Annotated in this window: 23 protein-coding genes; 14 read left to right on the forward strand and 9 right to left on the reverse strand. The window is 54.8% G+C overall.

The annotated features are described in order from the left end of the window. Window positions 1-264: 264 nt before the first annotated feature. From ACERJC_RS05315 to ACERJC_RS05350, 8 genes are all read left to right on the forward strand, one after another. Window positions 265-1,341, forward strand: a complete 1,077-nt coding sequence (locus tag ACERJC_RS05315; RefSeq protein WP_373671202.1) for a zinc-binding dehydrogenase — start codon at window positions 265-267, stop codon at window positions 1,339-1,341. Between the two features lie 26 nt (window positions 1,342-1,367). Continuing rightward, window positions 1,368-2,747 (forward strand): MFS transporter, encoded by a 1,380-nt coding sequence (locus tag ACERJC_RS05320; protein WP_373671203.1) that lies wholly within the window; start codon window positions 1,368-1,370, stop codon window positions 2,745-2,747. 10 nt (window positions 2,748-2,757) lie between these two features. Then, complete coding sequence (locus ACERJC_RS05325) at window positions 2,758-3,801, forward strand: NAD(P)-dependent alcohol dehydrogenase (protein ID WP_152404956.1); 1,044 nt, start codon at window positions 2,758-2,760, stop codon at window positions 3,799-3,801. Between the two features lie 79 nt (window positions 3,802-3,880). Next, complete coding sequence (locus ACERJC_RS05330; RefSeq protein ID WP_373671204.1) at window positions 3,881-4,717, forward strand: ketose-bisphosphate aldolase; 837 nt, start codon at window positions 3,881-3,883, stop codon at window positions 4,715-4,717. A gap of 4 nt (window positions 4,718-4,721) precedes the next feature. Beyond that, window positions 4,722-5,669, forward strand: a complete 948-nt coding sequence (locus ACERJC_RS05335; protein WP_152404954.1) for a sugar kinase — start codon at window positions 4,722-4,724, stop codon at window positions 5,667-5,669. Between the two features lie 9 nt (window positions 5,670-5,678). Next, on the forward strand, window positions 5,679-6,662 hold the full coding sequence (gene ydjG / locus ACERJC_RS05340; protein WP_373671205.1) for an NADH-dependent methylglyoxal reductase: 984 nt from the start codon (window positions 5,679-5,681) through the stop codon (window positions 6,660-6,662). A gap of 136 nt (window positions 6,663-6,798) precedes the next feature. Further along, entirely contained in the window at window positions 6,799-7,557 is a 759-nt protein-coding gene (locus ACERJC_RS05345) for a DeoR/GlpR family DNA-binding transcription regulator (RefSeq protein WP_286633127.1), read from the forward strand. Window positions 7,558-7,747: 190 nt separating this feature from the next. Continuing rightward, window positions 7,748-9,106 (forward strand): MFS transporter, encoded by a 1,359-nt coding sequence (locus tag ACERJC_RS05350; protein WP_373671206.1) that lies wholly within the window; start codon window positions 7,748-7,750, stop codon window positions 9,104-9,106. Window positions 9,107-9,145: 39 nt separating this feature from the next. Here the strand turns inward: ACERJC_RS05350 and pncA are convergent, their stop codons facing one another. From pncA to sppA, 3 genes are read right to left on the reverse strand one after another with little or no spacing between them, the layout of a single operon-like run. Next, window positions 9,146-9,787: a bifunctional nicotinamidase/pyrazinamidase gene (gene pncA / locus ACERJC_RS05355; RefSeq protein ID WP_373671207.1), complete on the reverse strand. Its 642-nt coding sequence runs from the start codon at window positions 9,785-9,787 to the stop codon at window positions 9,146-9,148. A gap of 10 nt (window positions 9,788-9,797) precedes the next feature. Next, window positions 9,798-10,814, reverse strand: coding sequence for an asparaginase (gene ansA, locus ACERJC_RS05360; RefSeq protein WP_373671679.1), 1,017 nt, complete (start codon window positions 10,812-10,814; stop codon window positions 9,798-9,800). Window positions 10,815-10,871: 57 nt separating this feature from the next. Then, the gene (sppA, locus tag ACERJC_RS05365; RefSeq protein ID WP_286633129.1) at window positions 10,872-12,728 is read right to left on the reverse strand and encodes a signal peptide peptidase SppA; all 1,857 of its coding nucleotides are present in this window, start codon (window positions 12,726-12,728) and stop codon (window positions 10,872-10,874) included. Between the two features lie 165 nt (window positions 12,729-12,893). On the opposite strand from sppA, the gene ACERJC_RS05370 reads away from it, so the two are divergent. From ACERJC_RS05370 to topB, 3 genes are all read left to right on the forward strand, one after another. Further along, on the forward strand, window positions 12,894-13,445 hold the full coding sequence (locus ACERJC_RS05370; RefSeq protein WP_371894687.1) for an NAD(P)H nitroreductase: 552 nt from the start codon (window positions 12,894-12,896) through the stop codon (window positions 13,443-13,445). Between the two features lie 116 nt (window positions 13,446-13,561). After that, window positions 13,562-14,605 carry a selenide, water dikinase SelD gene (selD, locus tag ACERJC_RS05375; protein ID WP_371894688.1) on the forward strand — a complete coding sequence of 348 codons (1,044 nt, stop codon included), beginning with the start codon at window positions 13,562-13,564 and terminating at the stop codon, window positions 14,603-14,605. A gap of 4 nt (window positions 14,606-14,609) precedes the next feature. Beyond that, window positions 14,610-16,556: a DNA topoisomerase III gene (topB, locus tag ACERJC_RS05380; protein WP_152404940.1), complete on the forward strand. Its 1,947-nt coding sequence runs from the start codon at window positions 14,610-14,612 to the stop codon at window positions 16,554-16,556. A gap of 20 nt (window positions 16,557-16,576) precedes the next feature. Here topB and gdhA read toward each other — a convergent pair whose 3' ends face one another. Next, on the reverse strand, window positions 16,577-17,920 hold the full coding sequence (gdhA, locus tag ACERJC_RS05385; protein ID WP_286633132.1) for an NADP-specific glutamate dehydrogenase: 1,344 nt from the start codon (window positions 17,918-17,920) through the stop codon (window positions 16,577-16,579). A 253-nt stretch (window positions 17,921-18,173) separates the two neighbouring features. Here gdhA and ACERJC_RS05390 point away from each other — a divergent pair, with 253 nt between their 5' ends. Continuing rightward, entirely contained in the window at window positions 18,174-18,434 is a 261-nt protein-coding gene (locus ACERJC_RS05390) for a YnjH family protein (RefSeq protein ID WP_187696667.1), read from the forward strand. On the opposite strand, the gene ACERJC_RS05395 is transcribed toward ACERJC_RS05390, so the two are convergent. Beyond that, a complete protein-coding gene (locus tag ACERJC_RS05395) occupies window positions 18,346-18,810 on the reverse strand; it encodes a pyrimidine (deoxy)nucleoside triphosphate diphosphatase (protein ID WP_371894690.1) in 465 nt (154 codons plus the stop codon). The genes ACERJC_RS05390 and ACERJC_RS05395 overlap by 89 nt on opposite strands. 75 nt (window positions 18,811-18,885) lie before the next feature. Between ACERJC_RS05395 and ACERJC_RS05400 the strand changes: the two genes are divergently transcribed. Together ACERJC_RS05400 and ACERJC_RS05405 are read left to right on the forward strand one after the other, a co-directional pair. Then, window positions 18,886-19,455, forward strand: coding sequence for a carboxymuconolactone decarboxylase family protein (locus ACERJC_RS05400; RefSeq protein WP_371894691.1), 570 nt, complete (start codon window positions 18,886-18,888; stop codon window positions 19,453-19,455). Beyond that, window positions 19,448-20,074: a CDP-alcohol phosphatidyltransferase family protein gene (locus ACERJC_RS05405; protein WP_371894692.1), complete on the forward strand. Its 627-nt coding sequence runs from the start codon at window positions 19,448-19,450 to the stop codon at window positions 20,072-20,074. The genes ACERJC_RS05400 and ACERJC_RS05405 overlap by 8 nt, the downstream gene beginning before the upstream one ends. A gap of 2 nt (window positions 20,075-20,076) precedes the next feature. On the opposite strand, the gene ACERJC_RS05410 is transcribed toward ACERJC_RS05405, so the two are convergent. From ACERJC_RS05410 to ACERJC_RS05425, 4 genes are all read right to left on the reverse strand, one after another. Then, window positions 20,077-21,384 (reverse strand): rhodanese-like domain-containing protein, encoded by a 1,308-nt coding sequence (locus ACERJC_RS05410; RefSeq protein WP_371894693.1) that lies wholly within the window; start codon window positions 21,382-21,384, stop codon window positions 20,077-20,079. A gap of 87 nt (window positions 21,385-21,471) precedes the next feature. Next, entirely contained in the window at window positions 21,472-22,104 is a 633-nt protein-coding gene (locus ACERJC_RS05415) for an ATP-binding cassette domain-containing protein (RefSeq protein WP_373671208.1), read from the reverse strand. After that, window positions 22,104-23,639, reverse strand: coding sequence for an ABC transporter permease family protein (locus tag ACERJC_RS05420; protein WP_373671209.1), 1,536 nt, complete (start codon window positions 23,637-23,639; stop codon window positions 22,104-22,106). The genes ACERJC_RS05415 and ACERJC_RS05420 overlap by 1 nt, the downstream gene beginning before the upstream one ends. Next, window positions 23,612-24,775: an ABC transporter substrate-binding protein gene (locus ACERJC_RS05425; RefSeq protein ID WP_373671210.1), complete on the reverse strand. Its 1,164-nt coding sequence runs from the start codon at window positions 24,773-24,775 to the stop codon at window positions 23,612-23,614. Before ACERJC_RS05425 ends, ACERJC_RS05420 begins: the two co-directional genes overlap by 28 nt. Window position 24,776 lies beyond the last annotated feature (1 nt).

Consider the following 24,776-nt stretch of genomic DNA (forward strand, 5'->3'; position numbering starts at 1 on the left):
ACACGCCACTGAAATGGCGTGGCGAAAAAACAACCTGAACAAACTAGCACCTTCGTGCAGGAAAAACTACGAAGGTGTTCACGGCATTTTTGCAAAGCCTCTTCCACATTCCTTTGTTTTCACGGATCAGTTTCTTCGTATTTGTGATCTGAGTTGCGAAATGCAGATGTTTGTCTGTGTTTTAAAGATTCAATGTTGACCTCAAAGATTTTGTGGGTAAGTATGATGGGCATTGATGCAAAACTAAACACAAAGGAAAAAGCAATGAAAGCACTGGCAAGATTTGGTAAGGCCTTTGGTGGCTACAAGATGATTGACGTACCGCAACCTGTATGCGGACCTGACGATGTGGTGATTGAAATCAAAGCGGCAGCAATCTGTGGCGCAGACATGAAACATTACAACGTTGATAGCGGTTCCGATCGGTTTAACTCCATTCGTGGCCATGAGTTTGCAGGACGTATTACGCAGGTTGGGGAAAAGGTTAAAGACTGGAAGGTGGGTCAGCGCGTGGTTTCAGACAACAGTGGGCATGTCTGCGGCGTCTGCCCGGCCTGTGATCAGGGGGATTTTCTGTGTTGCACAGAAAAAGTGAATCTGGGATTGGATAATAACACCTGGGGTGGTGGATTTTCGAAATACTGCCTGGTGCCGGGTGAAATCCTGAAAATTCATCGCCATGCCCTGTGGGAGATCCCGGAAAACGTTGATTACGAAGAGGCCGCAGTGCTGGATCCCATCTGCAACGCCTATAAATCTATTGCTCAGCAATCCAAATTTTTACCGGGTCAGGACGTGGTGGTGATCGGCACGGGTCCGTTAGGGCTGTTCTCTGTGCAGATGGCTCGCATCATGGGCGCGGTCAATATTGTGATGGTCGGCCTGGAAGAGGATGTTCCTGTTCGTTTCCCGGTGGCAAAAGAATTGGGTGCGACGGCGGTCGTTAACGGCTCCACGGAAGATGTGGTCGCACGCTGCCAGGAAATCTGCGGCAAAGACAATCTTGGCCTGGTGATCGAGTGTTCTGGCGCCAACATTGCCCTGAAGCAGTCCATCGAAATGCTGCGTCCTAACGGTGAAGTGGTGCGCGTTGGTATGGGGTTCAAACCGCTCGATTTCTCCATTAACGACATCACTGCGTGGAACAAAAGCATTATCGGGCATATGGCCTACGATTCCACCTCCTGGCGTAATGCCATTCGCTTACTCGCCAGTGGCGCAATCCAGGTCAAACCGATGATTACGCATCGTATTGGCCTGTCACAGTGGCGTGACGGTTTCGACGCGATGGTCGATAAAACGGCGATCAAAGTGATTATGACCTACGACTTTGATGAATAACCCTTCTGCTAAAGGAACGTTATCGAATGGAACAGATAACAAAGCCACATTGCGGCGCCCGACTGGATCGCCTGCCGGATTGTCGCTGGCATACATCAATGTTTGCGATGGTCGCCTTTGGGTTACTTGTCTGCTGGAGTAATGCCGTTGGTGGGTTGATCCTCGCGCAGCTAAAAGAGTTAGGCTGGACTGATAATTCCACAACCGCCACTTTTTCCGCGATTACCACGGCGGGGATGTTCCTCGGTGCCCTGGTTGGTGGGATCATCGGTGATAAAACCGGACGCAGAAATGCGTTTATCCTCTACGAAGCGATTCATATTGCCGCCATGGTGGTTGGCGCATTTTCGCCAAATATGGATTTCCTGATCGCCTGCCGTTTTGTTATGGGCGTCGGATTAGGGGCGTTGCTGGTTACTCTCTTTGCCGGATTCACGGAGTATATGCCGGGAAGAAACCGGGGCACCTGGTCAAGTCGGGTTTCGTTTATCGGTAACTGGTCGTATCCGCTGTGTTCGCTCATCGCGATGGGACTCACGCCGCTGATTAGCGCAGAGTGGAACTGGCGCGTGCAGCTGTTAATCCCGGCCGTATTATCACTTATTGCCACTGCACTTGCCTGGCGCTGGTTCCCTGAATCACCCCGCTGGCTGGAGTCACGCGGACGCTATCAGGACGCCGAAAAAGTCATGCAGGCGATTGAAGAGGGGGTGATGCGTCAAACGGGTAAGCCGTTGCCACCGGTCATTATCGAAGACAACGGTAAGCCGCCGCGTTCAGTACCGTATTCCGCATTGCTGACCGGTGTATTACTGAAACGCGTTATTTTGGGTTCCTGTGTGCTGATTGCCATGAACGTCGTGCAATACACGTTAATTAACTGGTTGCCGACAATATTTATGACCCAGGGAATCAATCTGAAAGACTCCATTGTATTAAATACGATGAGTATGTTCGGCGCGCCGTTTGGTATTTTCATCGCCATGCTGGTGATGGATAAAATTCCCCGTAAAACAATGGGCGTAGGTTTATTAATATTGATAGCCGTCCTCGGGTATATCTATTCACTGCAAACCAGCATGTTGCTGATTACCTTAATTGGCTTTTTCCTGATTACCTTTGTCTATATGTATGTCTGCTACGCTTCGGCCGTTTATGTACCGGAAATCTGGCCTACGGAAGCAAAGCTTAGAGGATCAGGCCTGGCGAATGCCGTTGGTCGAATCAGCGGGATTGCCGCACCTTACGCCGTCGCGGTGTTGCTTAACGGTTATGGTGTGACGGGCGTCTTCATCCTGCTGGGCGCCGTCTCAATTATTGTCGCTGTTGCTATTGCCACTATTGGAATAGAAACAAAAGGTGTCTCGGTCGAGAGTCTGGGTATTGATGCGGTAACGAATAAATAAAGGAATGAAAATGCAAAACTCTAAAGCGATATTAAAAACACCGGGGACGATGAACATTATTGCCGCCGATATGCCGGTGCCAAAAGAGCATGAAGTCCTGATCAAAGTCGAGTATGTCGGAATTTGCGGTTCGGATGTTCACGGTTTTGAATCGGGGCCATTTATTCCACCAAAAGACCCGAATCAGGAAATCGGTCTGGGCCATGAGTGCGCCGGGACGGTGGTGGCCGTGGGTAACCGTGTCAGCAAGTTTAAACCGGGCGATCGGGTGAATATTGAGCCGGGCGTACCCTGCGGTCACTGTCGCTACTGCCTGGAAGGCAAATACAACATCTGCCCGGATGTCGACTTTATGGCGACTCAGCCCAACTATCGCGGTGCCTTAACGCACTACCTGTGCCATCCGGAAAGCTTCACCTATAAGCTCCCGGACAACATGGACACCATGGAGGGGGCTCTGGTGGAGCCTGCTGCCGTTGGGATGCATGCGGCAATGCTGGCGGACGTGAAGCCTGGGAAGAAAATCGTCATTCTCGGTGCGGGTTGCATTGGTCTGATGACATTGCAGGCCTGTAAATGCCTTGGCGCTACTGACATCGCCGTGGTCGATGTCCTGGAAAAACGGTTGGCAATGGCTGAACAGCTTGGCGCAACACTCGTCGTCAATGGCGCCAAAGAAGACACCGTTGCCCGCTGTCAGCAATTTTCCGGGGAGATGGGGGCTGACATCGTTTTTGAAACTGCAGGTTCCGCCGTCACGGTTAAGCAGGCACCGTATCTGGTGATGCGCGGCGGGAAAATCATGATTGTTGGCACGGTGCCGGGAGACTCTGCGATTAATTTCCTCAAAATTAACCGTGAAGTCTCAATTCAGACCGTTTTCCGCTACGCCAACCGCTATCCGGTCACTATTGAAGCGATTTCCTCAGGTCGTTTCGATGTGAAATCGATGGTGACGCATATTTATGACTATGAAGAGGTTCAGCGAGCATTTGATGAGTCGGTAAATAACAAACGCGACATTATTAAGGGTGTGATTAAGGTTATGCCCTAAATAATTCGAGTCGCAGCCAACACATCTGCAACCTGAATTATGGCGGGGATAGTGATTAATTTAAACGGGAGAAATAACAATGCTGGCAGATATTAAATATTGGGAAAACGACGCACAAAATAAACATTATGCGATTGCCCACTTTAACGTGTGGAACGCAGAAATGTTGATGGGCGTAATCGATGCGGCGGAAGAGGCTAAATCACCGGTGATTATTTCTTTTGGCACCGGGTTTGTGGGGAATACATCATTTGAAGACTTTTCGCATATGATGGTCTCGATGGCGAAAAAGGCATCGGTACCGGTGATTACCCACTGGGATCACGGGCGCAGCATGGAGATTATCCATAATGCCTGGACTCACGGGATGAATTCGCTAATGCGTGATGCCTCCGCTTTTGACTTTGAAGAAAATATCCGCCTGACCAAAGAGGCCGTTGATTTCTTTCATCCGTTGGGTATTCCGGTTGAAGCCGAGCTGGGACACGTGGGGAATGAAACGGTCTATGAGGAAGCGCTGGCAGGATACCATTATACCGATCCCAGCCAGGCGGCAGAGTTTGTTGAACGGACCGGCTGTGATTCACTGGCTGTCGCCATCGGTAATCAGCATGGTGTCTATACCTCCGAACCAAAGCTGAACTTCGAAGTGGTTGAACGCGTACGTCAGGCCGTTTCTGTGCCGTTGGTACTGCACGGGGCTTCGGGTATCAGCGATGCTGATATTAAAAAGGCCATTTCACTCGGTATTGCCAAGATCAATATTCATACTGAGCTGTGCCAGGCGGCGATGGTGGCGGTGAAAGAGAATCAGAGTCAACCGTTCCTGCACCTGGAGCGCGAAGTGCGCAGAGCCGTCAAAGCGCGCGCGCTGGAAAAAATCAAACTGTTTGGTTCAGACGGCAAAGCGGAATGATGATATGGACGAGATCGAAGTGCTTTGCATCGGTGCGGCAATTGTCGATATTCCTTTGCAACCGGTCAGTAAAAATATCTTTGATGTAGATTCTTATCCTTTAGAACGAATCGCCATGACCACAGGAGGGGATGCCATCAATGAGGCCACCATTATTTCCCGCCTTGGACATCGTACGGCATTGATGAGTCGCATTGGCGATGATGCGGCAGGCCATTTTATTCTCGAGCACTGTCGCAAAGAGAATATTGATATTCAAAGCCTGAAACTGGACGCTGAAATTGATACCTCGATTAACGTTGGTCTGGTTACTGCGGATGGTGAACGGACATTTGTCACCAACCGCAATGGCAGCCTGTGGAAGTTGAATATCAACGATATCGATTTTGACCGTTTTTCTCAGGTCAAGCTGTTATCGCTGGCAAGCATTTTCAATAGCCCTTTGCTGGATGGCAAAGCATTAACGGAAATTTTTACCCGGGCGAAGGCGCAGCAGTTGATTATTTGTGCTGACATGATCAAACCCCGGCTTAATGAAACGCTGGAGGATATTCAGGAAGCGTTGAGTTTTGTCGATTATCTGTTCCCTAATTTTGATGAGGCTAAAAAACTCACCGGGAAAGAGACGCTGGATGAAATCGCCGATCGCTTTCTCCAGTGCGGCGTAAAAACGGTGGTGATAAAAACCGGCAAGAAAGGCTGCTTTATCAAAGGTGCTGATATGAGAATGGAGGTACCTGCCGTTTCCGGGATTACCGCCATCGACACGATCGGGGCCGGCGATAATTTTGCCTCGGGATTTATCTCTGCACTACTTGAGGGAAAAACGCTGCGTGAATGCGCACTGTTTGCTAACGCGACGGCAGCGATATCGGTCTTAAGCGTAGGGGCGACAACGGGTGTGCAAAACAGAAAGCTGGTGGAACAACTCCTGGATGAATACGAAGGATAATAGCGGCAGATGAAAATGATACCTTTAGGCAGTACTGATATTACGCTCTCGCGAATGGGGCTGGGCACATGGGCCATCGGCGGCGGCCCGGCGTGGAATGGCGATCTCGATCTACAGATATGTATCGATACCATCATTGAAGCGCATCGCTGTGGTATCAACCTGATTGATACTGCGCCAGGATACAATTTTGGCAATAGCGAAGTGATTGTCGGTCAGGCGCTGAAGCAGTTACCGCGCAGAGAAATCGTTGTTGAGACCAAGTGCGGTATTGTGTGGGAGCGCGAAGGAAGCTTATTCAACAAGGTCGGCGATCGTCAGTTATATAAAAATCTCTCCCCGGATTCTATCCGTGAAGAGGTTGAGTCCAGCCTGCAACGTCTGGGGATTGATTACATCGATATTTATATGACCCACTGGCAGTCGGTACCGCCATTTTTTACTCCGATTGCGGAAACAGTCGCTGTACTTAACGAACTAAAGGCCGAAGGGAAGATTCGTTCAATTGGAGCGGCGAATGTGGATGCCTCTCATATCCGCGAATACCTTAAACACGGTGAGCTGGATATTGTGCAAGCGAAGTACAGCATTCTGGATCGGGCGCTGGAAATCGAGTTGCTGCCGCTATGTCGTGAGCATGGCATCGTGGTACAGGTCTACTCCCCGCTGGAGCAGGGATTACTCACCGGCACGATAACGCGCGACTACATCCCTGGCGGCGCAAGGGCGAATAAAGTCTGGTTCCAGCGTGAGAATATGCTACGTGTTATCGATATGCTGGAACAGTGGCGGCCGCTGTGCGACAAATATCACTGTTCTGTACCCACGCTGGCGCTGGCATGGATATTGAAACAGAGTGATTTAATTTCAATACTCAGTGGAGCAACCGCACCGGAGCAGGTCCGTGAGAATGTTGAAGCGCTAACTATCGCCTTAACAGATGACGACGCATTATTGATGAGGGAAATGGCGGAAGCGTTAAATAATAAATAAGAGCGATAAGCACCACCTCTGTTTCTGTGTAAAAGAACACGAAAATCTGTGATTCAGACATGTTCTTTTGAAAATAAACATGGCCTATGAGATACTAAGCACTTATCATGACTTTGAAGGAAACAGAGGTGTAACTGTGGCGGCAAAAGACAGAATTCAGGCAATTAAGCAAATGGTTGCCAATGACAAGAAAGTGGTGGTTTCTAATTTAAGTACGATATTCCAGGTGACCGAAGAGACCATTCGCCGCGATCTGGAAAAACTCGAGGATGAAGGCTTTTTAACACGCACTTATGGCGGCGCGGTATTAAATACAACGACGTTATCTGACAACATCCATTTTTATAAGCGGGCAAAATCGTTCTATGAGGAGAAGCAGATTATTGCGCGTAACGCACTACCATTTATTAAAAATAAGACCACGATGGCAGCGGACTCCAGCAGTACTGCCATGGAATTGTTGAAGCTATTAAAGGAACGAAACGATCTCACGTTATTAACCAATTCAGCAGAAGCGTTTCATGAGTTGGCACAATCGGATATTAATGTGGTTTCGACCGGCGGTGAGTTAAATAAGAATACGCTTTCATTACAGGGGCGGATCACCAAAGAAATTATCAGTCGTTACCATGTGGACATTATGGTGATGAGCTGTAAAGGTCTGGACAGGGAAAGTGGGGCGCTTGATTCTAACGAGGCAGAAGCCGAGATCAAGAAAACCATGATTCGGCAAGCTACGGAAGTGGCGCTGCTGGTGGATCATTCGAAATTTGATCGCAAAGCCTTTGTCCAGTTAGTAGATTTAAGCCATATCAATTATATCATAACGAATAAAGCACCCGGTGCGGAATGGATTGCATTTTGCAAAAAAAATAATATTCAGCTCATTTTTTAGTTTTATGCGGCTAATATTTTTAGTTCACACCTGGTGAATGCTAAATACAAAGTGATGATGAATGATGCGGCAACGTCGAACTTGCCGCTGAATCACAACTTAATATGCTCATCTCTTCCGGGTTCAAAATACAGATTATATTCTGCGAGTTTCGGGTTGTCGGGGAATGATGAGTGTTTGAGGTATCCAGATGGAACAATATGATCATATCGGTGCAAGACTGGACCGCTTGCCTTTAGCCCGGTTTCATTTTCGCATTTTTGGCATTATCAGTATTAGCTTATTATTGACCGGCTTTCTCAGCTATTCCGGCAATGTGGTACTGGCAAAACTAGTAAGTAATGGATGGTCAAATAATTTCCTCAATGCGGCATTTACCTCGGCATTGATGTTCGGTTATTTCATCGGCTCTTTGACCGGCGGGTTTATTGGCGATTATCTTGGACGCCGGAAAGCGTTTCGAATGAATCTGCTGATTGTGGGCATTTCCGCAACCGCGGCTTCCTTTGTTCCCAATATGTACTGGCTTATCTTCTTTCGCTGTCTCATGGGGACAGGTATGGGGGCGCTTATCATGGTGGGCTATGCGTCATTTACGGAGTTCATTCCGGCGACAGTCAGAGGAAAATGGTCTGCAAGGCTCTCTTTTGTCGGTAACTGGGCACCGATGCTGTCTGCGGCCATTGGCGTTGTCGTTATTGCCCTGTTGAGCTGGCGAGTGATGTTTCTCCTTGGTGGGGCTGGCATGCTGCTGGCATGGTACCTTTCCGGAAAATACTTTATTGAATCGCCGCGCTGGCTGGCGGGCAAAGGTCGACAATGTATTGCGGAAAAACATCTGCGCGACGTTGAAATACAGATTGAAAAAGAGAAGAACATCACCTTGTCTCCACCTCCGGGCAAACCGGAATCGCATTCAGTCAGTGAGGAGCATGGGTCATTCTGGCTGCTGTTTAAAGGACAGATGCTGCGCCGCACGCTGGTGGCCATTACCGTACTTATCGCGATGAATATTTCGCTTTATACCATTACCGTATGGATCCCAACGATTTTTGTTAACTCAGGGATTGATGTCACCAGGTCTATTTTTATGACCGCCATCATTATGATTGGCGCACCCGTCGGTATCTTTATCGCCGCTTTGATTATTGACCGTTATCCACGGCGGTTATTCGGTTCGTTGCTGCTGGTCATCGTTGCGCTGCTGGGCTATTTCTATTCGATTCAGACTGCGGAATGGGCCATTCTGAGCTATGGTCTGGTGATGATTTTTTTCCTGTATATGTACGTCTGCTTTGCTTCTGCGGTCTATGTTCCGGAGTTGTGGCCGACGCATTTACGCCTGCGCGGTTCAGGATTTGTAAATGCGGTAGGCCGGATCGTGGCGGTTTTTACCCCGTATGGCGTGGCGGTATTACTGACGCAATACGGCTCAGTCACCGTATTTATTGTGCTGGGCGCTATGTTGGTGGTTTGTGCGCTAATTCTGTTTTTCTTTGGTATTGAAACGCGAATGGTATCGCTCGAGGAAATTTCCAGTCTGAACTAACGTGGGAGGATGGTGAGGGGATCGCCATCCTCCTGCGGGCTAATTCTGGGTTTCTTCCCAGTCGGCGAGGGTATAGAGCGTAGCACCTGCGGCGGCCATCTCCATGAAGGCATGGGCACTGTCCTGTGGCTGAATGTTCACGCCGCGACAGCCGTCGGTAATCACGTTCACCGTATAGCCCAGTTGCAGCGCATCCATAACCGTAAACCTGACGCAATAGTCGGTCGCCAGGCCCATGACTATCAGTTCACTCACGTTGTGCTGGCGAAGCCACGCGTCCAACCCGGTTTTCTGTCGGCGACCATTATCAAAAAAGGCGCTGTAGCTGTCGACAAGTGGGTTCTCGCCCTTATGGAAAACGGCCTCTATCGCCTTGCGGTTCAGCAGCGGATGAAACGCCGCGCCGTCGGTATCCTGCACGCAGTGATCGGGCCAGAAAGTTTGCGCCAGACCATCCAGTTGCCCCTGGCTGTAAGGCTGGGCCTGATGTTGACTGGCGAAACTGCCGTGGTTCGCAGGATGCCAGTCCTGGCTTGCGATCACCGCATCGCCGCACGTCTGACACCATGCGATCAGGCGGTTAGCAATATCAACCGTGCTGTCGCCCTCCGGGACCGCCAGCGCGCCGCCAGCGCAGAAATCATTTTGTAAATCGACCAGTAACAGCGCACGATGCGTCATCAGTATCTCCTTAGTCATCCGGCGTGAGTTCGCCGCGCAGATTTTGCGTCATCGCCTTGCGAATCGCATCCGTATCCAGCCCTTTGCTCAGCAGATAATGCAGTTTGGTCAGGGTCGCTTCAACGGTCATATCCGCGCCGCCAATCACGCCCGCATGTGCCAGCGCATTGCCGGTGGCATAGCCGCCCATGTTCACTTTCCCCGACATGCACTGCGTGAGGTTCACCACCACAATGCCACGCTCGCTGGCTTCGCGAAGCTCTTTCAGAAACGCTTTATTCTGCGGCGCGTTACCCACGCCATAGGAGCGCAGAATCAGCGCTTTTACCGGCTGGCGCAGGAAGTTGCGCACCACATCGGCTGAGATCCCCGGGTAAATAGTGACGACGCCAATCGGCTGCGGTGTGATTGGGTGAACAATCAGTTCGCCTTCACTTCGCGGGGCCGGTGGCGTACCCAGGCGACGGATGTGGATACCCGCTTCCAGTAGCGGCGGGAGGTTAGGGGAGGCGAAAGCGTCAAAGCCATCGGCATGCGCCTTTGTCGTGCGGTTGCCGCGAAACAGGCGGTTGTTGAAGAACAGGGTGACTTCGTTGATCGGATAGTTTGCTGCGATGTACAGCGCGTTGAGAAGATTGATTTGTCCGTCAGAACGCAGCTCCGCCAACGGTATTTGTGACCCTGTCACAATGACCGGCTTGCCCAGATTCTCCAGCATAAATGAGAGTGCGGAGGCGGTAAACGCCATCGTGTCGGTGCCGTGAAGGATAACAAAACCGTCGTACTGGTCGTAATGGGTTTTGATATCGTCGGCGATATGCTGCCAGTCTTCCGGCGTCATATCTGACGAATCCATCAACGGGGCATATTCATGAATGGTGAAGTCGGGCATTTCCGGGCGGTGAAATTCGGGCATCAGCGCCAACTGCCGCTGAAGGTGTCCGGAGACCGGGATGTAACCCTGTTCGGAGCGCTGCATACCAATGGTCCCACCGGTATAGGCAACGTAAATCGATTTCTTCTGCATGGCTATTATCTTGTCGCTCAAGGAAAAATCCCCCTTCGCAGGAAGAGGGATTGGGGATTAACGCACGTTAGCGCAGGTCAGACAGAACGCATAACGGTTTTGCGGATCGTTGAATGCGGCGAGCTTATCGCCTTCCGCTTTGACCGTACTGGCCGCTGAGGCCAGCGGTGCAGGGAGCATTGCCTGAATCGCCTGCGGCAGCATGGCGCGAACGGAGCCTGACATGCCGTCCATGACCATATCGAAGAAGGTCGGCTCATCCTGATAATAGTCGATATGCCACGCCTTGAGTTTCGCCAGTTCAGCCGCTTTAGCGACCGCATCGTCGAAGTCGCCAAGGCTGTCGACCAGACCGTTCGCTTTGGCGTCCTGGCCGGTCCAGACGTGGCCCTGCGCAATTTTATCAATCTGCTCAGGCGTAGATTTACGCGCCTGAGCGACCAGGGTGATAAAACGCTTATAGCCGTTCTCAATGCTCAGTTGCATCATTTGCTGCGCTTCCGGCGGCAGGGCCTTGGTCAGCGAAATATCGGCCAGCGGTGAGGTGGCCACGCCGTCGGTGTGCACACCAATTGAATCAAGGCTATTTTCGACGGTGTTAATCACCCCGAAGATACCAATCGAACCGGTCAGCGTGCTCGGGTTGGCCACAATGTAGCTGGCCGGCGTGGAGATCCAGTAACCACCGGACGCTGCCATTCCGCCCATCGACACCACCACCGGTTTGCCGGCAGCGCGCGCGGCGGCCAGTTCTGAACGAATCACTTCCGAGGCCGTCACGCTGCCGCCAGGGCTGTTTACGCGCAGGACAATGGCTTTCACTTTCGGATCCAGACGCGCATCGCGAATTTGCGAGGCGGTGGTATCCCCGCCGACGTTCCCCGGCGTTTCTTCACCATCCATGATGGCCCCGTTGGCGAAGACGACGCCGATGGAGCTGCCCGTATCCGCAGGCGGATTGAGCGTATAGTCGTAATAGCTGATCGCGCGATAGTTATTTTCGGCTTTGCTCCAGCCAAACTGTTTGGTCAGCGCTTTTTCCACTTCGGCGCTGGAAAGCAGGGCGTCGACCAGTTTGCTGTCGAGCGCGTACTTCGCTGTATCACCATCGGCTTTCGTCAGCGCATCCAGAACGCCCTGTGCGCCAGGGAAGACTTGCCCTGCCGGGATTTGACGATTGGCGGCAACGGTATTCAGGTAGTTCTGCCACAGTTCACCAATCCAGCGGCTGTCTGCTTCCCGCGCCGCAGGCGACATATCGTCACGAATAAACGGCTCGACGGCAGACTTATAGGTTCCAACGCGGAACACGTGGGTGGAAACTTTCAGCTTATCCAGCAGGGATTTGTAATAGAGTCCGTTGGTGGCAAAACCGTGGATGTCGACCGAGCCCTGCGGCGACAGCCAGATTTTATTGGCGAAGCTCGCGAGGTAATACTGGCCCTGACTAAAGTTATCGCCGACGGCATAGACCGGTTTTCCGCTGTCGCGGAATTCACGCAGCGCTTTGCCGATATACTGCATTGACGGCTGGTCGGCACCGGCGAAGTTTTTTAAATCCATCACAATACCGGTGATATTGCGATCGTCTTTGGCCTGACGAATGGTATTGACGATATCGAACAGGGAGTTTTCCTGCAGACGATCGGAGCTGGCGCCCAGTAGTTGACGGCTGAGCGCGCCAAGACGGCTGGTGCTGGACGGTTTATCGACGATCACCCCGGAAATATCTAATAGCAGGGCACCGCGACCGACTTTATCACTGGTATTATTGTTGCTGACCTGCATCCAGACTCCCACACCGACCAGGATCAGGAAGATAAAGAACAGGTTAAGCACCATCTCGCGGACAAAATTAAGCAGTCGCCACGTCCATTTAAAAAAACCGGCAATGAATCGCCACAGGGTTCGCATGTATTCTCCCTACCGTTACAAATACTACACCTGGGTCAGGTGTAAGAGATGTGGCTATCCTAATGACCCTGCCGTCTCTTGTCAGCAGGAATCACCGTCGACGCTGTAACAAAATCTGCTCTCGTGTTAATTTTGTGAATATTCACCCTGACAGGAGTTAACCAAATGGATGCACTTGAATTACTTGTTAACCGCCGCAGCGCTTCTCGCCTTGCCGAGCCTGCACCTGCCGGTGAGCAATTGCAAAATATTCTCCGCGCGGGGATGCGCGCGCCGGATCATAAGACCTTGCAACCGTGGCATTTCTTCGTCATTGAAGGCGAAGGGCGCGAACGCTTCAGCGCGGTGCTGGAGAAGGGGGCAATTGCCGCCGGGAGCGATGATAAAGGGATCGAAAAAGCGCGCACCGCGCCGTTTCGCGCGCCGCTTATCATCACCGTGGTCGCGAAATGTGACGAAAATCATAAGGTCCCGGTCTGGGAACAGGAAATGTCCGCCGGCTGCGCGGTGATGGCGATGCAAATGGCGGCTATCGCGCAAGGCTTCGGCGGTATCTGGCGTACCGGGGCGTTAACCGACAGCCCGGTGGTGCGCGACGCGTTTGATTGCCGTACGCAGGATAAGATCGTCGGCTTCCTCTATCTTGGTACGCCGCAACTGAAAGCTTCCACCACCATTAACGTGCCGGATACCGCGCCGTTTGTGACGAAATTTTAGTTAATTCTGCAAAACTGTCTGGATTCTGAGCAAAGACGCCGGAATTCGGACACTCTCTCTTATCACTTCATGGAATGAGCGCTACCATAGCCCGATTGCAATGACAGGAGATGTCCATGAGCGAGCAAGCTATTCGTTTAACGCAGTACAGCCACGGAGCGGGTTGCGGTTGTAAAATTTCCCCGAAAGTGTTGGAAACCATCCTGCACAGCGAGCAGGCGAAGTTTGTCGACCCGAACCTGCTTGTGGGAAATGAAACCCGTGACGACGCGGCGGTATACGATCTGGGCAATGGCACCAGCGTCATTAGTACCACTGACTTCTTTATGCCGATTGTCGATGATCCGTTTGATTTTGGCCGCATTGCGGCGACCAACGCCATTAGCGATATTTTCGCGATGGGCGGCAAACCGATTATGGCGATCGCGATCCTGGGCTGGCCAATCAGTAAGCTGTCACCAGAAATCGCCCGCGAAGTGACCGAAGGCGGACGTTTTGCCTGTCGTCAGGCGGGCATTGCGCTGGCGGGCGGTCACTCGATTGATGCGCCGGAACCAATCTTTGGTCTGGCGGTGACCGGCATCGTCCCCACTGAACGGGTGAAGAAAAACAGCACTGCCCAGGCCGGCTGTAAGCTTTTCCTGACCAAGCCGTTGGGCATCGGCGTGCTGACCACCGCTGAGAAAAAATCGCTGTTGAAACCTGAACACCAGGGGCTGGCGACGGAAGTGATGTGTCGGATGAATATTGCCGGGGCGTCATTTGCCAACATTGATGGCGTCAAAGCCATGACCGATGTGACTGGCTTTGGTCTGTTGGGCCACCTCAGCGAGATGTGCCAGGGCGCAGGCGTGCAGGCGCAGATTTGTTATCAGGACATCCCTAAACTGCCGGGAGTGGAAGAGTACATCCGCCTGGGCGCCGTGCCGGGCGGCACTGAGCGTAACTTTGCCAGCTATGGACACCTGATGGGAGAAATGCCGCAGGCGGTGCGCTCCCTGCTGTGCGATCCGCAAACCTCCGGTGGCCTGCTGCTGGCGGTGATGCCAGACGCCGAAGAGGACGTTAAAGCGACAGCCGCCGAGTTTGGTATCGAACTGACGGCGATTGGCGAACTGGTTGAAGCCCGTGGCGGACGCGCCATGGTTGAGATCCGTTAATTCGATGCGGTTGTTTATTGCCGAAAAGCCGAGTCTGGCACGTGCCATTGCCGATGTGCTGCCTAAACCGCACCGCAAAGGCGATGGTTTTATTGAATGCGGTAATGGTCAGGTGGTGACCTGGTGTATTGGTCACCTGCTTGAACAGGCGCAGCCCGATGTCTATGACAGCCGTTATGCACGCTGGAATCTGGCCGACCTGCCGATCGTGCCGGAAAAGTGGCAATTGCAGCCGCGTCCTTCCGTAACCAAACAGCTCAACGTGATCAAACGCTTTCTGCATGAGGCCAGTGAGGTTATTCATGCGGGCGACCCGGATCGCGAAGGGCAACTGCTGGTCGATGAGGTGCTGGATTACCTGCAACTGGCACCGGAAAAGCGCCATCAGGTGCAGCGCTGTTTGATCAACGATCTCAACCCGCAGGCCGTTGAGCGCGCCATTGAACGTTTGCGTTCAAACAGTGAATTTGTGCCATTGTGCGTGTCAGCGCTGGCTCGCGCCCGCGCGGACTGGCTGTACGGCATCAACATGACCCGGGCGTACACTATCCTCGGACGTAATGCCGGTTATCAGGGGGTACTCTCCGTCGGACGCGTACAGACGCCGGTGCTTGGACTGGTGGTACGCCGTGACGAAGAGATCGAAAACTTCGTTGCCAAAGATTTCTTTGAAGTGAAAGCGCATATCGTGACCCCTGCGGATGAACGTTTCACCGCCATCTGGCAGCCAAGCGAAGCGTGTGAACCGTATCAGGACGAAGAGGGGCGTTTGCTACATCGTCCGCTGGCGGAGCATGTGGTCAACCGCATCAACGGACAGCCGGCGATTGTCACCAGCTATAACGATAAACGGGAATCAGAATCCGCACCGCTGCCGTTTTCGCTCTCCACATTGCAGATTGAAGCGGCAAAGCGCTTTGGTCTGAGCGCGCAGAACGTGCTCGACATCTGCCAGAAACTGTATGAAACCCATAAACTCATTACCTACCCGCGTTCCGATTGCCGCTATCTGCCGGAAGAGCACTTTGCCGGACGTCATGCGGTGATGAATGCCATCAGCGTGCATGCGCCGGATCTGCTGCCGCAACCGGCGGTGAATCCCGATACCCGCAATCGCTGCTGGGATGACAAAAAGGTCGATGCGCACCACGCCATTATCCCTACGGCACGCAGTAACAACATCAATCTGACGGAGAACGAAGCGAAGGTGTACAACCTGGTCGCCCGTCAGTACCTGATGCAGTTCTGCCCGGATGCGGTATTCCGTAAATGCGTGATTGAACTGGACATCGCGAAGGGTAAATTCGTTGCCAAAGCCCGGTTCCTCGCAGAAGCGGGCTGGCGGACGCTGCTCGGCAGTAAAGAGCGTGATGAAGAGAACGACGGCACGCCGCTGCCGGTGGTGGCGAAAGACGATGAATTACTGTGCGAAAAGGGGGAGGTTGTTGAACGCCAGACCCAGCCGCCGCGCCACTTTACCGATGCCACGCTGCTGTCGGCGATGACCGGGATCGCGCGCTTCGTGCAGGATAAAGATCTGAAAAAGATCCTCCGCGCAACGGATGGGCTGGGCACCGAAGCCACCCGCGCCGGGATCATTGAACTGCTGTTTAAGCGCGGCTTTCTGGTCAAAAAAGGGCGTTATATTCACTCCACCGATGCCGGGAAAGCGCTGTTCCACTCGCTGCCGGAGATGGCGACCCGTCCTGACATGACCGCCCACTGGGAGTCGATACTGACGCAAATCAGCGAAAAGCAGTGCCGCTATCAGGATTTTATGCAGCCGCTGGTGGGGACGCTGTATCAACTGATCGATCAGGCGCGGAGTACGCCGGTACGCCGCTTCCGTGGCATTGTGGCACCCGGCGACGCAGATAAGAAAAAGAGCGCGCCCCGCAAACGCGCGGCGAAAAAAAGCCCGCCATCAGCAGAAGCAGAGGCGGGCGTGTAATACGCTCGTGCCGCGGTGAATTAAATCACACCCTGGCCAAACATGGCGTCGGCAATCTTCACGAAGGCTGAGATGTTCGCCCCACGGACATAGTTGGTCTGCTTGCTTTCGCCACCGTACTCGACGCAGGCATGGTGAATATCAAGCATAATGTGGTGCAGACGGGCATCCACTTTTTCCGCCTTCCAGCTCAGACGCGCAGCGTTCTGCGCCATTTCCAGACCGGAGGTGGCAACGCCACCGGCGTTCGCTGCTTTGCCCGGTGCAAACAGCACGCCGGCTTCGAGGAACAGGTCGGTCGCTTCGATGGTCGTCGGCATGTTTGCCCCTTCCGCCACCGCCTTCACGCCGTTGGCGATAAGCTGACGCGCGGCGTCGACATCGAGTTCGTTCTGCGTTGCACACGGCAGGGCGATATCGACCGGCACTGACCACGGCTGTTTACCTTCCAGATAGGTCAGGCCAAACTCACGGGCGTAGTCCGCCACGCGACCGTCGCGGCTGGCTTTGATTTCGCACAGACGCGCCAGTTTCTCTTTCGTAAAGCCGCTCTCATCCACGACGGTGCCGCTGGAGTCGGAGGCCGTCACCACGCGAGCGCCAAATTCCATCGCTTTTTCAATGGCAAACTGCGCCACGTTGCCGGAACCGGAAACCGCCACGCGCATCCCTTCAAAGCCCAGACCATGACGCTTGAGCATCGCTTCGGTGAAGTAGACCAGACCGTAGCCGGTTGCTTCTGGACGGATAAGGCTGCCGCCGAAGGAGAGTCCTTTGCCGGTAAACACACAGCCGCTGTTGTTGGAAAGCTTACGCATCATCCCGGCCATAAAGCCCACTTCACGACCGCCCACGCCGATATCTCCGGCAGGAACGTCAGTATCCGGCCCCAGATGACGATACAGTTCAGTCATCAGCGCCTGACAGAAACGCATCACTTCGCCTTCACTTTTCCCTTTCGGGTCGAAATCACTTCCGCCTTTACCGCCGCCCATCGGCAGGGTGGTCAGCGCATTTTTGAAGGTTTGCTCAAAACCGAGGAACTTCAGGATCGACAGGTTCACGGAAGGGTGGAAGCGCATCCCGCCTTTGTACGGGCCAATCGCCGAGTTGAACTGTACACGCCATGCACGGTTAACCTGGACCTGATTACGATCGTCCAGCCACACGACGCGGAACTGAATCACACGCTCTGGCTCAACCAGACGTTCCAGCAACGACATTTCACGATAACGCGGGTTTTGCTCAATGAACGGCCACAGGGTGGTCATGACTTCACGGACGGCTTGCGCGAACTCGGTTTGATTCGGGTCGCGCTTTTGGACATGGTTGAGGAATGATTCCAGAGAGCGTGTCTGATCCATAGATATAAAAACCTCTTATATTTTAATGTGGTTGTATTTATGTTGTTTGTATTAAGTGCATTTGCAGATTTTGACTATACCACCAGGAATGTGACGGATAGCAAGGAAAAAATGCCGGAGCCAGACAAATTAATAACGAAACGGCTGTCATAACGAAAAGCGATGACGCAAGCGATTAAAGTTTCCCGCGCGGGTTACCGTTATACTGAGAACAGTCCCGGAATAGTAAGGAAATCCTATGCGTTTTATCGCGATGGCGGCAGCGCTGATGACACTCTCTTTATCCACCCTGGCGAATCAAAATATTCGCCCGGATGTTCAGGTGAACGTACCGCCGGAGGTCTTCAGCTCCGGTGGGCAGCGCGCGCAGCCCTGTAATCAGTGCTGCATTTATCAGGATCAGAATTATTCAGAAGGGGCGGTGATTAAAGCCGATGGCGTGCTGTTGCAGTGTCAGCGTGATGAGAAAACGATCGGCACGAATCCGCTGGTCTGGCGGCGCGTAAAATCATAAAGGCGTTAAGCAGAGGAATATCGGCGGGGGCGAGCGGATAGTCCAGCGCGGCCTGCGGTTCGCACCACACCAGCTGCTGGTGCTCATGCGCTATCACCTCTCCGCTGAACGCGGGGACATGCCAGGCATGCAGATGAATCATCCGCCCGGAGACTTCACGCTGATGGCTGGCAATATAGCATCCCACCGTGGCCTCAATCCCTAGCTCTTCACGCAGTTCGCGGACCAGCGCCTGTGGTTGCGTTTCGCCCGCTTCCACCTTGCCACCGGCAAATTCCCATAGTCCAGCCTGGTCCGCCTGTGGCGGGCGCTGGGCGAGCAAAATTTTGCCATCACGTTCAACGATCGCGGCAACAACGTCGAGGGTTTTCATCATATTCGTCAATGTTCAACAGCAGAAAGTGACATACTATCGTCATCTTTGATTGACCTGAAGTCCCAGGAGTCCCCCTTGAACGATCCGCAATCGTGGGTAACGCCGCTGACCCGCCTCCCTGCCTCTCTTAGCCCTCTCGTGATGACGCAAAAAAAACACTACGGCGAGGTGCTACATCCGACGCGCTGGTGGGGACGGATGCCGTTTTTGTTCTGGCTGGTGGCGCTGTTTGTGGGATTTCTCGAACGTAAACGTGCCCGTCTGAGGCCGGTGATGCGGGCGCTGCTGATGACGCGCGTGTCGCAGGTCTGCCATTGCGCATTCTGCGTGGACGCCAACAGCCTGCGTCTGGCAGAGCGCTGTGGCGCGATGGAAAAAGTACTGGCGGTGGCGAACTGGCAGGCATCGTCGCTTTTTACGCCAGAAGAGCGCATTGCGCTGGCCTATGCTGACGCCGTGACCGCCACGCCGCCGCAGGTAGACGATGCCCTGAAAGCGCAAATGAAGCAGCATTTCAGCGATGAGGTCATTTGTGAGATGACCGCGCTGCTGGCTTTCCAGAACCTCTCGGCGCGTTTCAATGCCGCGCTGGACATCCCATCGCAGGGGCTGTGCGACAGTCTCAAAGGAGCGCCGCGTGCTTGACAGGCATCTTCATCCCCGGCTCAAACCGCTGCTCCACCACTGCGCGGGCGTGCTTGACAGGCCGGGGATTTCTCCGGACGGGCTGACGCTCGTTGGATTTGCTCTCGGCGTGCTGGCGTTGCCGTTTCTGGCCCTGGGGTGGTATCTGGCGGCGCTGGTGGCGATTGCGCTGAACCGGCTGTTGGATGGTCTTGACGGCGCGCTGGCGCGGCGCCGCGGACTCACCGATGCGGGTGGCTTTCTCGATATTGCGCTCGACTTCTTGTTTTACGCGCTGGTGCCGTTTGGCTTCATTCTGGCCGATCCGCAGCATAACGCGCTGGCGGGAAGCTGGCTGTTGTTTGCGTTTATCGGCACCGGCAGCAGCTTTCTCGCCTTTGCTGCGCTGGCCGCAAAGCACAATATCGATAACCCCGGCTACGCACACAAGTCGTTTTACTATCTGGGCGGATTGACGGAGGGAACGGAAACGATCGCACTCTTTGTGCTCGGCTGCCTTTTCCCTGCGTACTTCGCCGCACTGGCGTGGATCTTCGGCACGCTGTGCTGGATGACGACGCTGACGCGCGTCTGGAGTGGTTATCTGACGCTGAAAGGGCTTCAGCGTCAGAATGGGTGAGATTATTTGCTGCTGTCCGGGCCGCGTTCGCCTGTGGAGACCGGGTTTTTCGGATTGCTGCTCCACTCATACCAGCCGCCGTCATAGACGGAGACGTTTTTCCAGCCCATCGCCCGGGCGTACATAAACGTCTCTGACGCGCGCCAGCCGGTGCCACAGTAGAAGGCGACCTGCTGATCCGGCAGTATGTGCCACTGCTTCCACATTGCGGCGATATCTTCCGCGCTGCGCATGGTGCCGTCCGGGTTATGGAAGTCTTCCATATGGGTCGAGTCGCTGCCGGCATGTCCCCAGCGCGCGCCGGCAATTTCACCTTTTGGCTTGATGTAGCTGTAGCCGCTGGTGGTGCCGATAAATTCCGGCCAGGAGCGAATACTGACCAGCGACGCATCCTGACGGTGCAACAGCCCGCGCGCCTGCTCCATATCAAGCATTAACTGCGGCTGCGCCGGAATGGTCACGCCAAAATCGGGCTCCGGTTTCACCTTCGCGGGCGTACCGCGCTCGACCGGCAGCCCGGCATCAGACCAGGTCTGCCAGCCACCGTCGAGCAGGCGAACGTCTTTCACCCCGGCATACAGCATGATCTGCGCCACCCGTGCCGCGGCGTAAACATCGCGACCGTACAGGATAACCGTGGTGTCGTGACGGATACCGTGTTTCGCCAGCATCGCCTGCAGGCTGGCGTCGGAGACTTTGTTCCACAGCGGCTCGCTTTCCACTTCGTTGGTGTCGATGTAATCCGCACCCGGAATATGGCTGAGCAGATAAAACTTCGGCGCGCCCCAGGCGGCTTCGATCACTTTCCAGTCACCGGCGGGTTTCGCGGTCACCTCTTTACCCTGTTGCAGGTCATGCAGCCACTGCGGATAAACCAGCTGTTCGAAATGCGGCAGTCGTTGCAGACGGGCGGGCTCCTGCAGCGCGTCGCTCAGCGTGGCAACCTGTTGCAGTCCCGCTTTTTGCAGTCGACTTTTCACCGCCTGCACATCGCTGTCGTTGCCGTACAGCGCGACAGGGGCGGCGGATTTCAGTTGATGCTGCTGGATCCAGGCGTTGAGCTGTTCGTCGCTCATGTTGTCGAGCCAGCCTGCAGAGAGATTCAGGGCGGAAGGTTCATGGCCGGAAGGGCCGTTTAACGACGGCGGCCAGCCATTGTAGAACGCGCCTGGACGGGTATCGATGGCTGTACCCTGTTTTTGCGTCAGTTGTTTGAAGTTGAGCGCCTGCGCCATATCAGCAGCCCAGGTGGAAGCGCAAGCGAGCCCTAAAGCCAGTGCCAGCGCGGTCATTTGAGAAACACGTTTCATCGAATTGCCCGACGTTGAGATAAGGAGGCGCCATTCTGTGCTCGCTGTAGCTGAAAAACTTTGCGTTAACGCAGTATGTCCGCAGTTTCACGACGCGGGAGATAACTGCAAAACGTGGCCTCCCGGCGGAACATCCTGCGCGTCATGGGTCACCTGAACGACCGGGATGTCCAGTCGACGCACTTCGTCAAAGACCCACTGACGAAAGTCTGCCCGTCTGTCAGTATCAAGACGGCTGAAGGGTTCGTCCAGCAGCAATGTTCTGGGCTGTGCCAGCAGGGCGCGAAGCAGCGCGACCCGCGCGCGCTGGCCGCCAGATAGCGTGGCGGGATCGCGAGAAGAGAAACCCGCCATGCCCGCGCGTTCAAGCGCGTGATCAACCGCATCGTGGCGCGACGGGCCTTTCAGACCGGCGGGGAGCGCCAGCAGCAGGTTTTGCCCCACCGTAAAATGATCAAACAGCAGAGCATCCTGAAACAAAATGCCGGTCTGGCGTTGGGCCGTCGGGAGCACATCCAGACGTTGTTCATCCCGCCACAGTTCACCGCTGGCGTGCAGTGGCGGTGTCAGCGCACCCACCATCCAGGCCAGTAGTGAAGACTTGCCGCAGCCGGAGGAACCCATTAATGTGACAATGTCACCTTTTGCTACATCAAAGGTTAACGGGCCAAACAGCGGGGCCTGGTTAAGAAACAGAGTAAGATGGCGAACGATGAGCATTAACGCAATCCTTGCCGGCGGTGGCCGACCCATGATGAAAGCCCGGCCATCAGTGCGAACACTGTCAGCGGTAACAGCAATTGCCAGAGCGCCTGCGCGGCCAGGATACCGGTGCTGCCACCGCTGCTGAGGGCGACCGCTTCCGTCGTCAGCGTCGGGAAACGGCCCGCGCCCAGCCACAGCGTCGGCATGTACTGCGCGATACTGACGGAGAAACCCACCGCCAGCGCCACCAGTGCAGGACGTAAAATCAGCGGGCATTTTACGGTGCAAAAGATTTTCATCGGCGACCAGCCCAGCGTCCGGGCAATCAGCAGCAGACGGGGATCGATGCGTTGCCAGGCCGGTTTCAGGACGAACAACATCCACGGTGCTACCCACAGCAGATGCCCCCAGACAATCGTTGCAAACTGGCCGTCCTGTTCAAGGTGTAGCGCCAGCGCATATTGCCCCATCACCAACGGCAGCGCCGGAAGGAGGATCGGCAGCCAGACCCAACGATGTCCGCGCTGCGGTCCCCATTCCAGCCATAGCAGCAAAATGACCAACCCCAGCGCGCTGGCGGCCAGTCCTGTCATTACGCTGTGGGTTAACGCCTCGGGATTGAGCGCGGATTGCTGTGCGAGAAGGGTCAACAATACCGTGCACAGCACGCCCGTTGCGGGTAGCGACAGCGACAGTGTTTTCCCTGTCAGAGGTGGAACACGGTGTTGACGCACGCCGCGGATGTCGGGAAGCGTGCGTCGCCAACCGCGCCAGAGCAGGTAGCCTGCGAGGATAAAGAGGGCGAGTAGCGCCAGTAAAAGCAGGCTCGCCAGCGCGCCTTTGATCTGCTGTTCACTGTCTCCCTGACTAAGCCACTGCCAGCAGAGGACCGCCAGCGTTGGCGGGTTGCCGGGACCCAGGATAATGGCAACATCTACCGCCGAAATTGTCCACGCCACCACGGCCAGCATCACGATACCCAGCCCGGGGGCAATGGTGGGCAATAACAACCAGCAGAGCGCCTGTCGGCGGCTGTAGCCCAGTGAATCCAGGACGATGACTTGCTGAGCCAGTCGTTTCTCACTCAGTAAAATCGATAAAATCCACAGCACGAAAGCGCTCTCTTTCACCGCCAGCGTCACGCCAAGCCCAATGCCGTAGCGATCGAGCGCGGGAGAGAAAAACGGCAGCGCGCGCCAGAGCAGTCCGCCTTCGGCAAAGAGCAGCAGCGCGGCGCTGGCAAACGCGACATGGGGAATGGCGAGCAGCCACGGCAGGCGGGTACTCAACCGCCGCCAGCGTATGCCTGGCCAGAGCGCCACCACAACCGTTAGCGCAATAAACAGCGCGCCAGCGGCGGCGATGAACACTGAAACCACGGTTGCCAGCAACGCCTGCGGCAGTTGGGGATCGGCAAAAAGCGCCTGCCAGTTCGCCAACGACAGCGCGGGGGCGATCAGCAGCACGCTGGCCGGCAGTACTGGCGCGTATATTGTCGCCATGCCCAGCCAGGCAAGAAGCATTAGCGCGAGCCGTAGCGGCGCAGCCATTCTTGCTCCAACGCGTTAACCCAGGCCGCATGAGGCTCGGGCAGGACGGCGGGCAGGCCATCCGGAATGCGTGCTTCCAGCGCCGCCTGCTGCGCGGCGGGCAGTTTCTTCGCATCCAGGACCGACGGATCGCCCCAGACAGTCGGGTCGGCCTTCCGCAACTGGGCGTCAGGCGAGAGCAGGAAGTTGGCGACCAGCTTCGCTCCGGCGCTGGCACGGGCATTAGCCGGAATGGTGACAAAGTGAACGTTGCCAATCATTCCTTCGCTAAAGCCAAAGCTGTAGCTGCTTTTCGGCAATTCACCGCTGGCGACTTTTTGCTGAGCGTGCGCGGGGTTAAAGGTTAACGACAGGCGCAGCGTCCCGCTGTTGAGTAACGCGTCCATCCGCGCCTGAGATGGCGGGAAATCCTTGCCTTCGCGCCACAGCGCGGGATGCAGCGCGTCAAGGTAGCGCCACAGCGGCGCGGTCACCCGGGCGAAGGTGGCGGCATCCGGTGCGACGGTGAGCGCATGCGGAGAGTCTGTCAGCGAGATCAGTAACTGCTCCAGGAACGCCGTGCCGGTAAAGTCCGGTGGTCGAGGGTAACTGACGGTGCCGGGATGCGCCTGGGCAAATGCCAACAGCGCCTGCGGACTCTGCGGCGGTTGCGGCGTCACGTTGCTGTCCGCGATAAACGTCAACTGCGCGCCACCCCACGGAGATTCAGCCCCGTCAGTGGGAATAGAGAAATCTTCACGTACCGGTTTTTGCGTATCGACATAACGCCAGTTGGGCAACGTTTCCGCCCACTGGGTCTGCAACAATCCCGCCTCTTTCAACGTGCGGAAGTTTTCACCGTTGACCCACAGCAGGTCGACAGAACCGCCGGTTTTCCGCCCGGCGGCGGCTTCCGTCTGGATACGCTTCACGGCATCAGCCGCATCGGCGAGGCGCACGATTTTAAGATTGACCGCATAGTGCGTTTTCATCTCGCCGCTGACCCAGTCAAGGTACTGGTTAATGGCGGTGTCACCGCCCCAGGCGTTGAACCAGACGGTCTGGCCTTTGGCTTCATCTTTGATCTGCTGCCAGTTCTGCTCGGCGTGGCTCTGAGCGGTCAGCAACAGGCCCGCAAGTAGTAATCCCCAACGCATC

Origin of the sequence: Citrobacter telavivensis, from assembly GCF_041807075.1 — a bacterium.
In the GTDB taxonomy this organism is placed as follows: Bacteria; Pseudomonadota; Gammaproteobacteria; order Enterobacterales; family Enterobacteriaceae; genus Citrobacter_A; species Citrobacter_A telavivensis.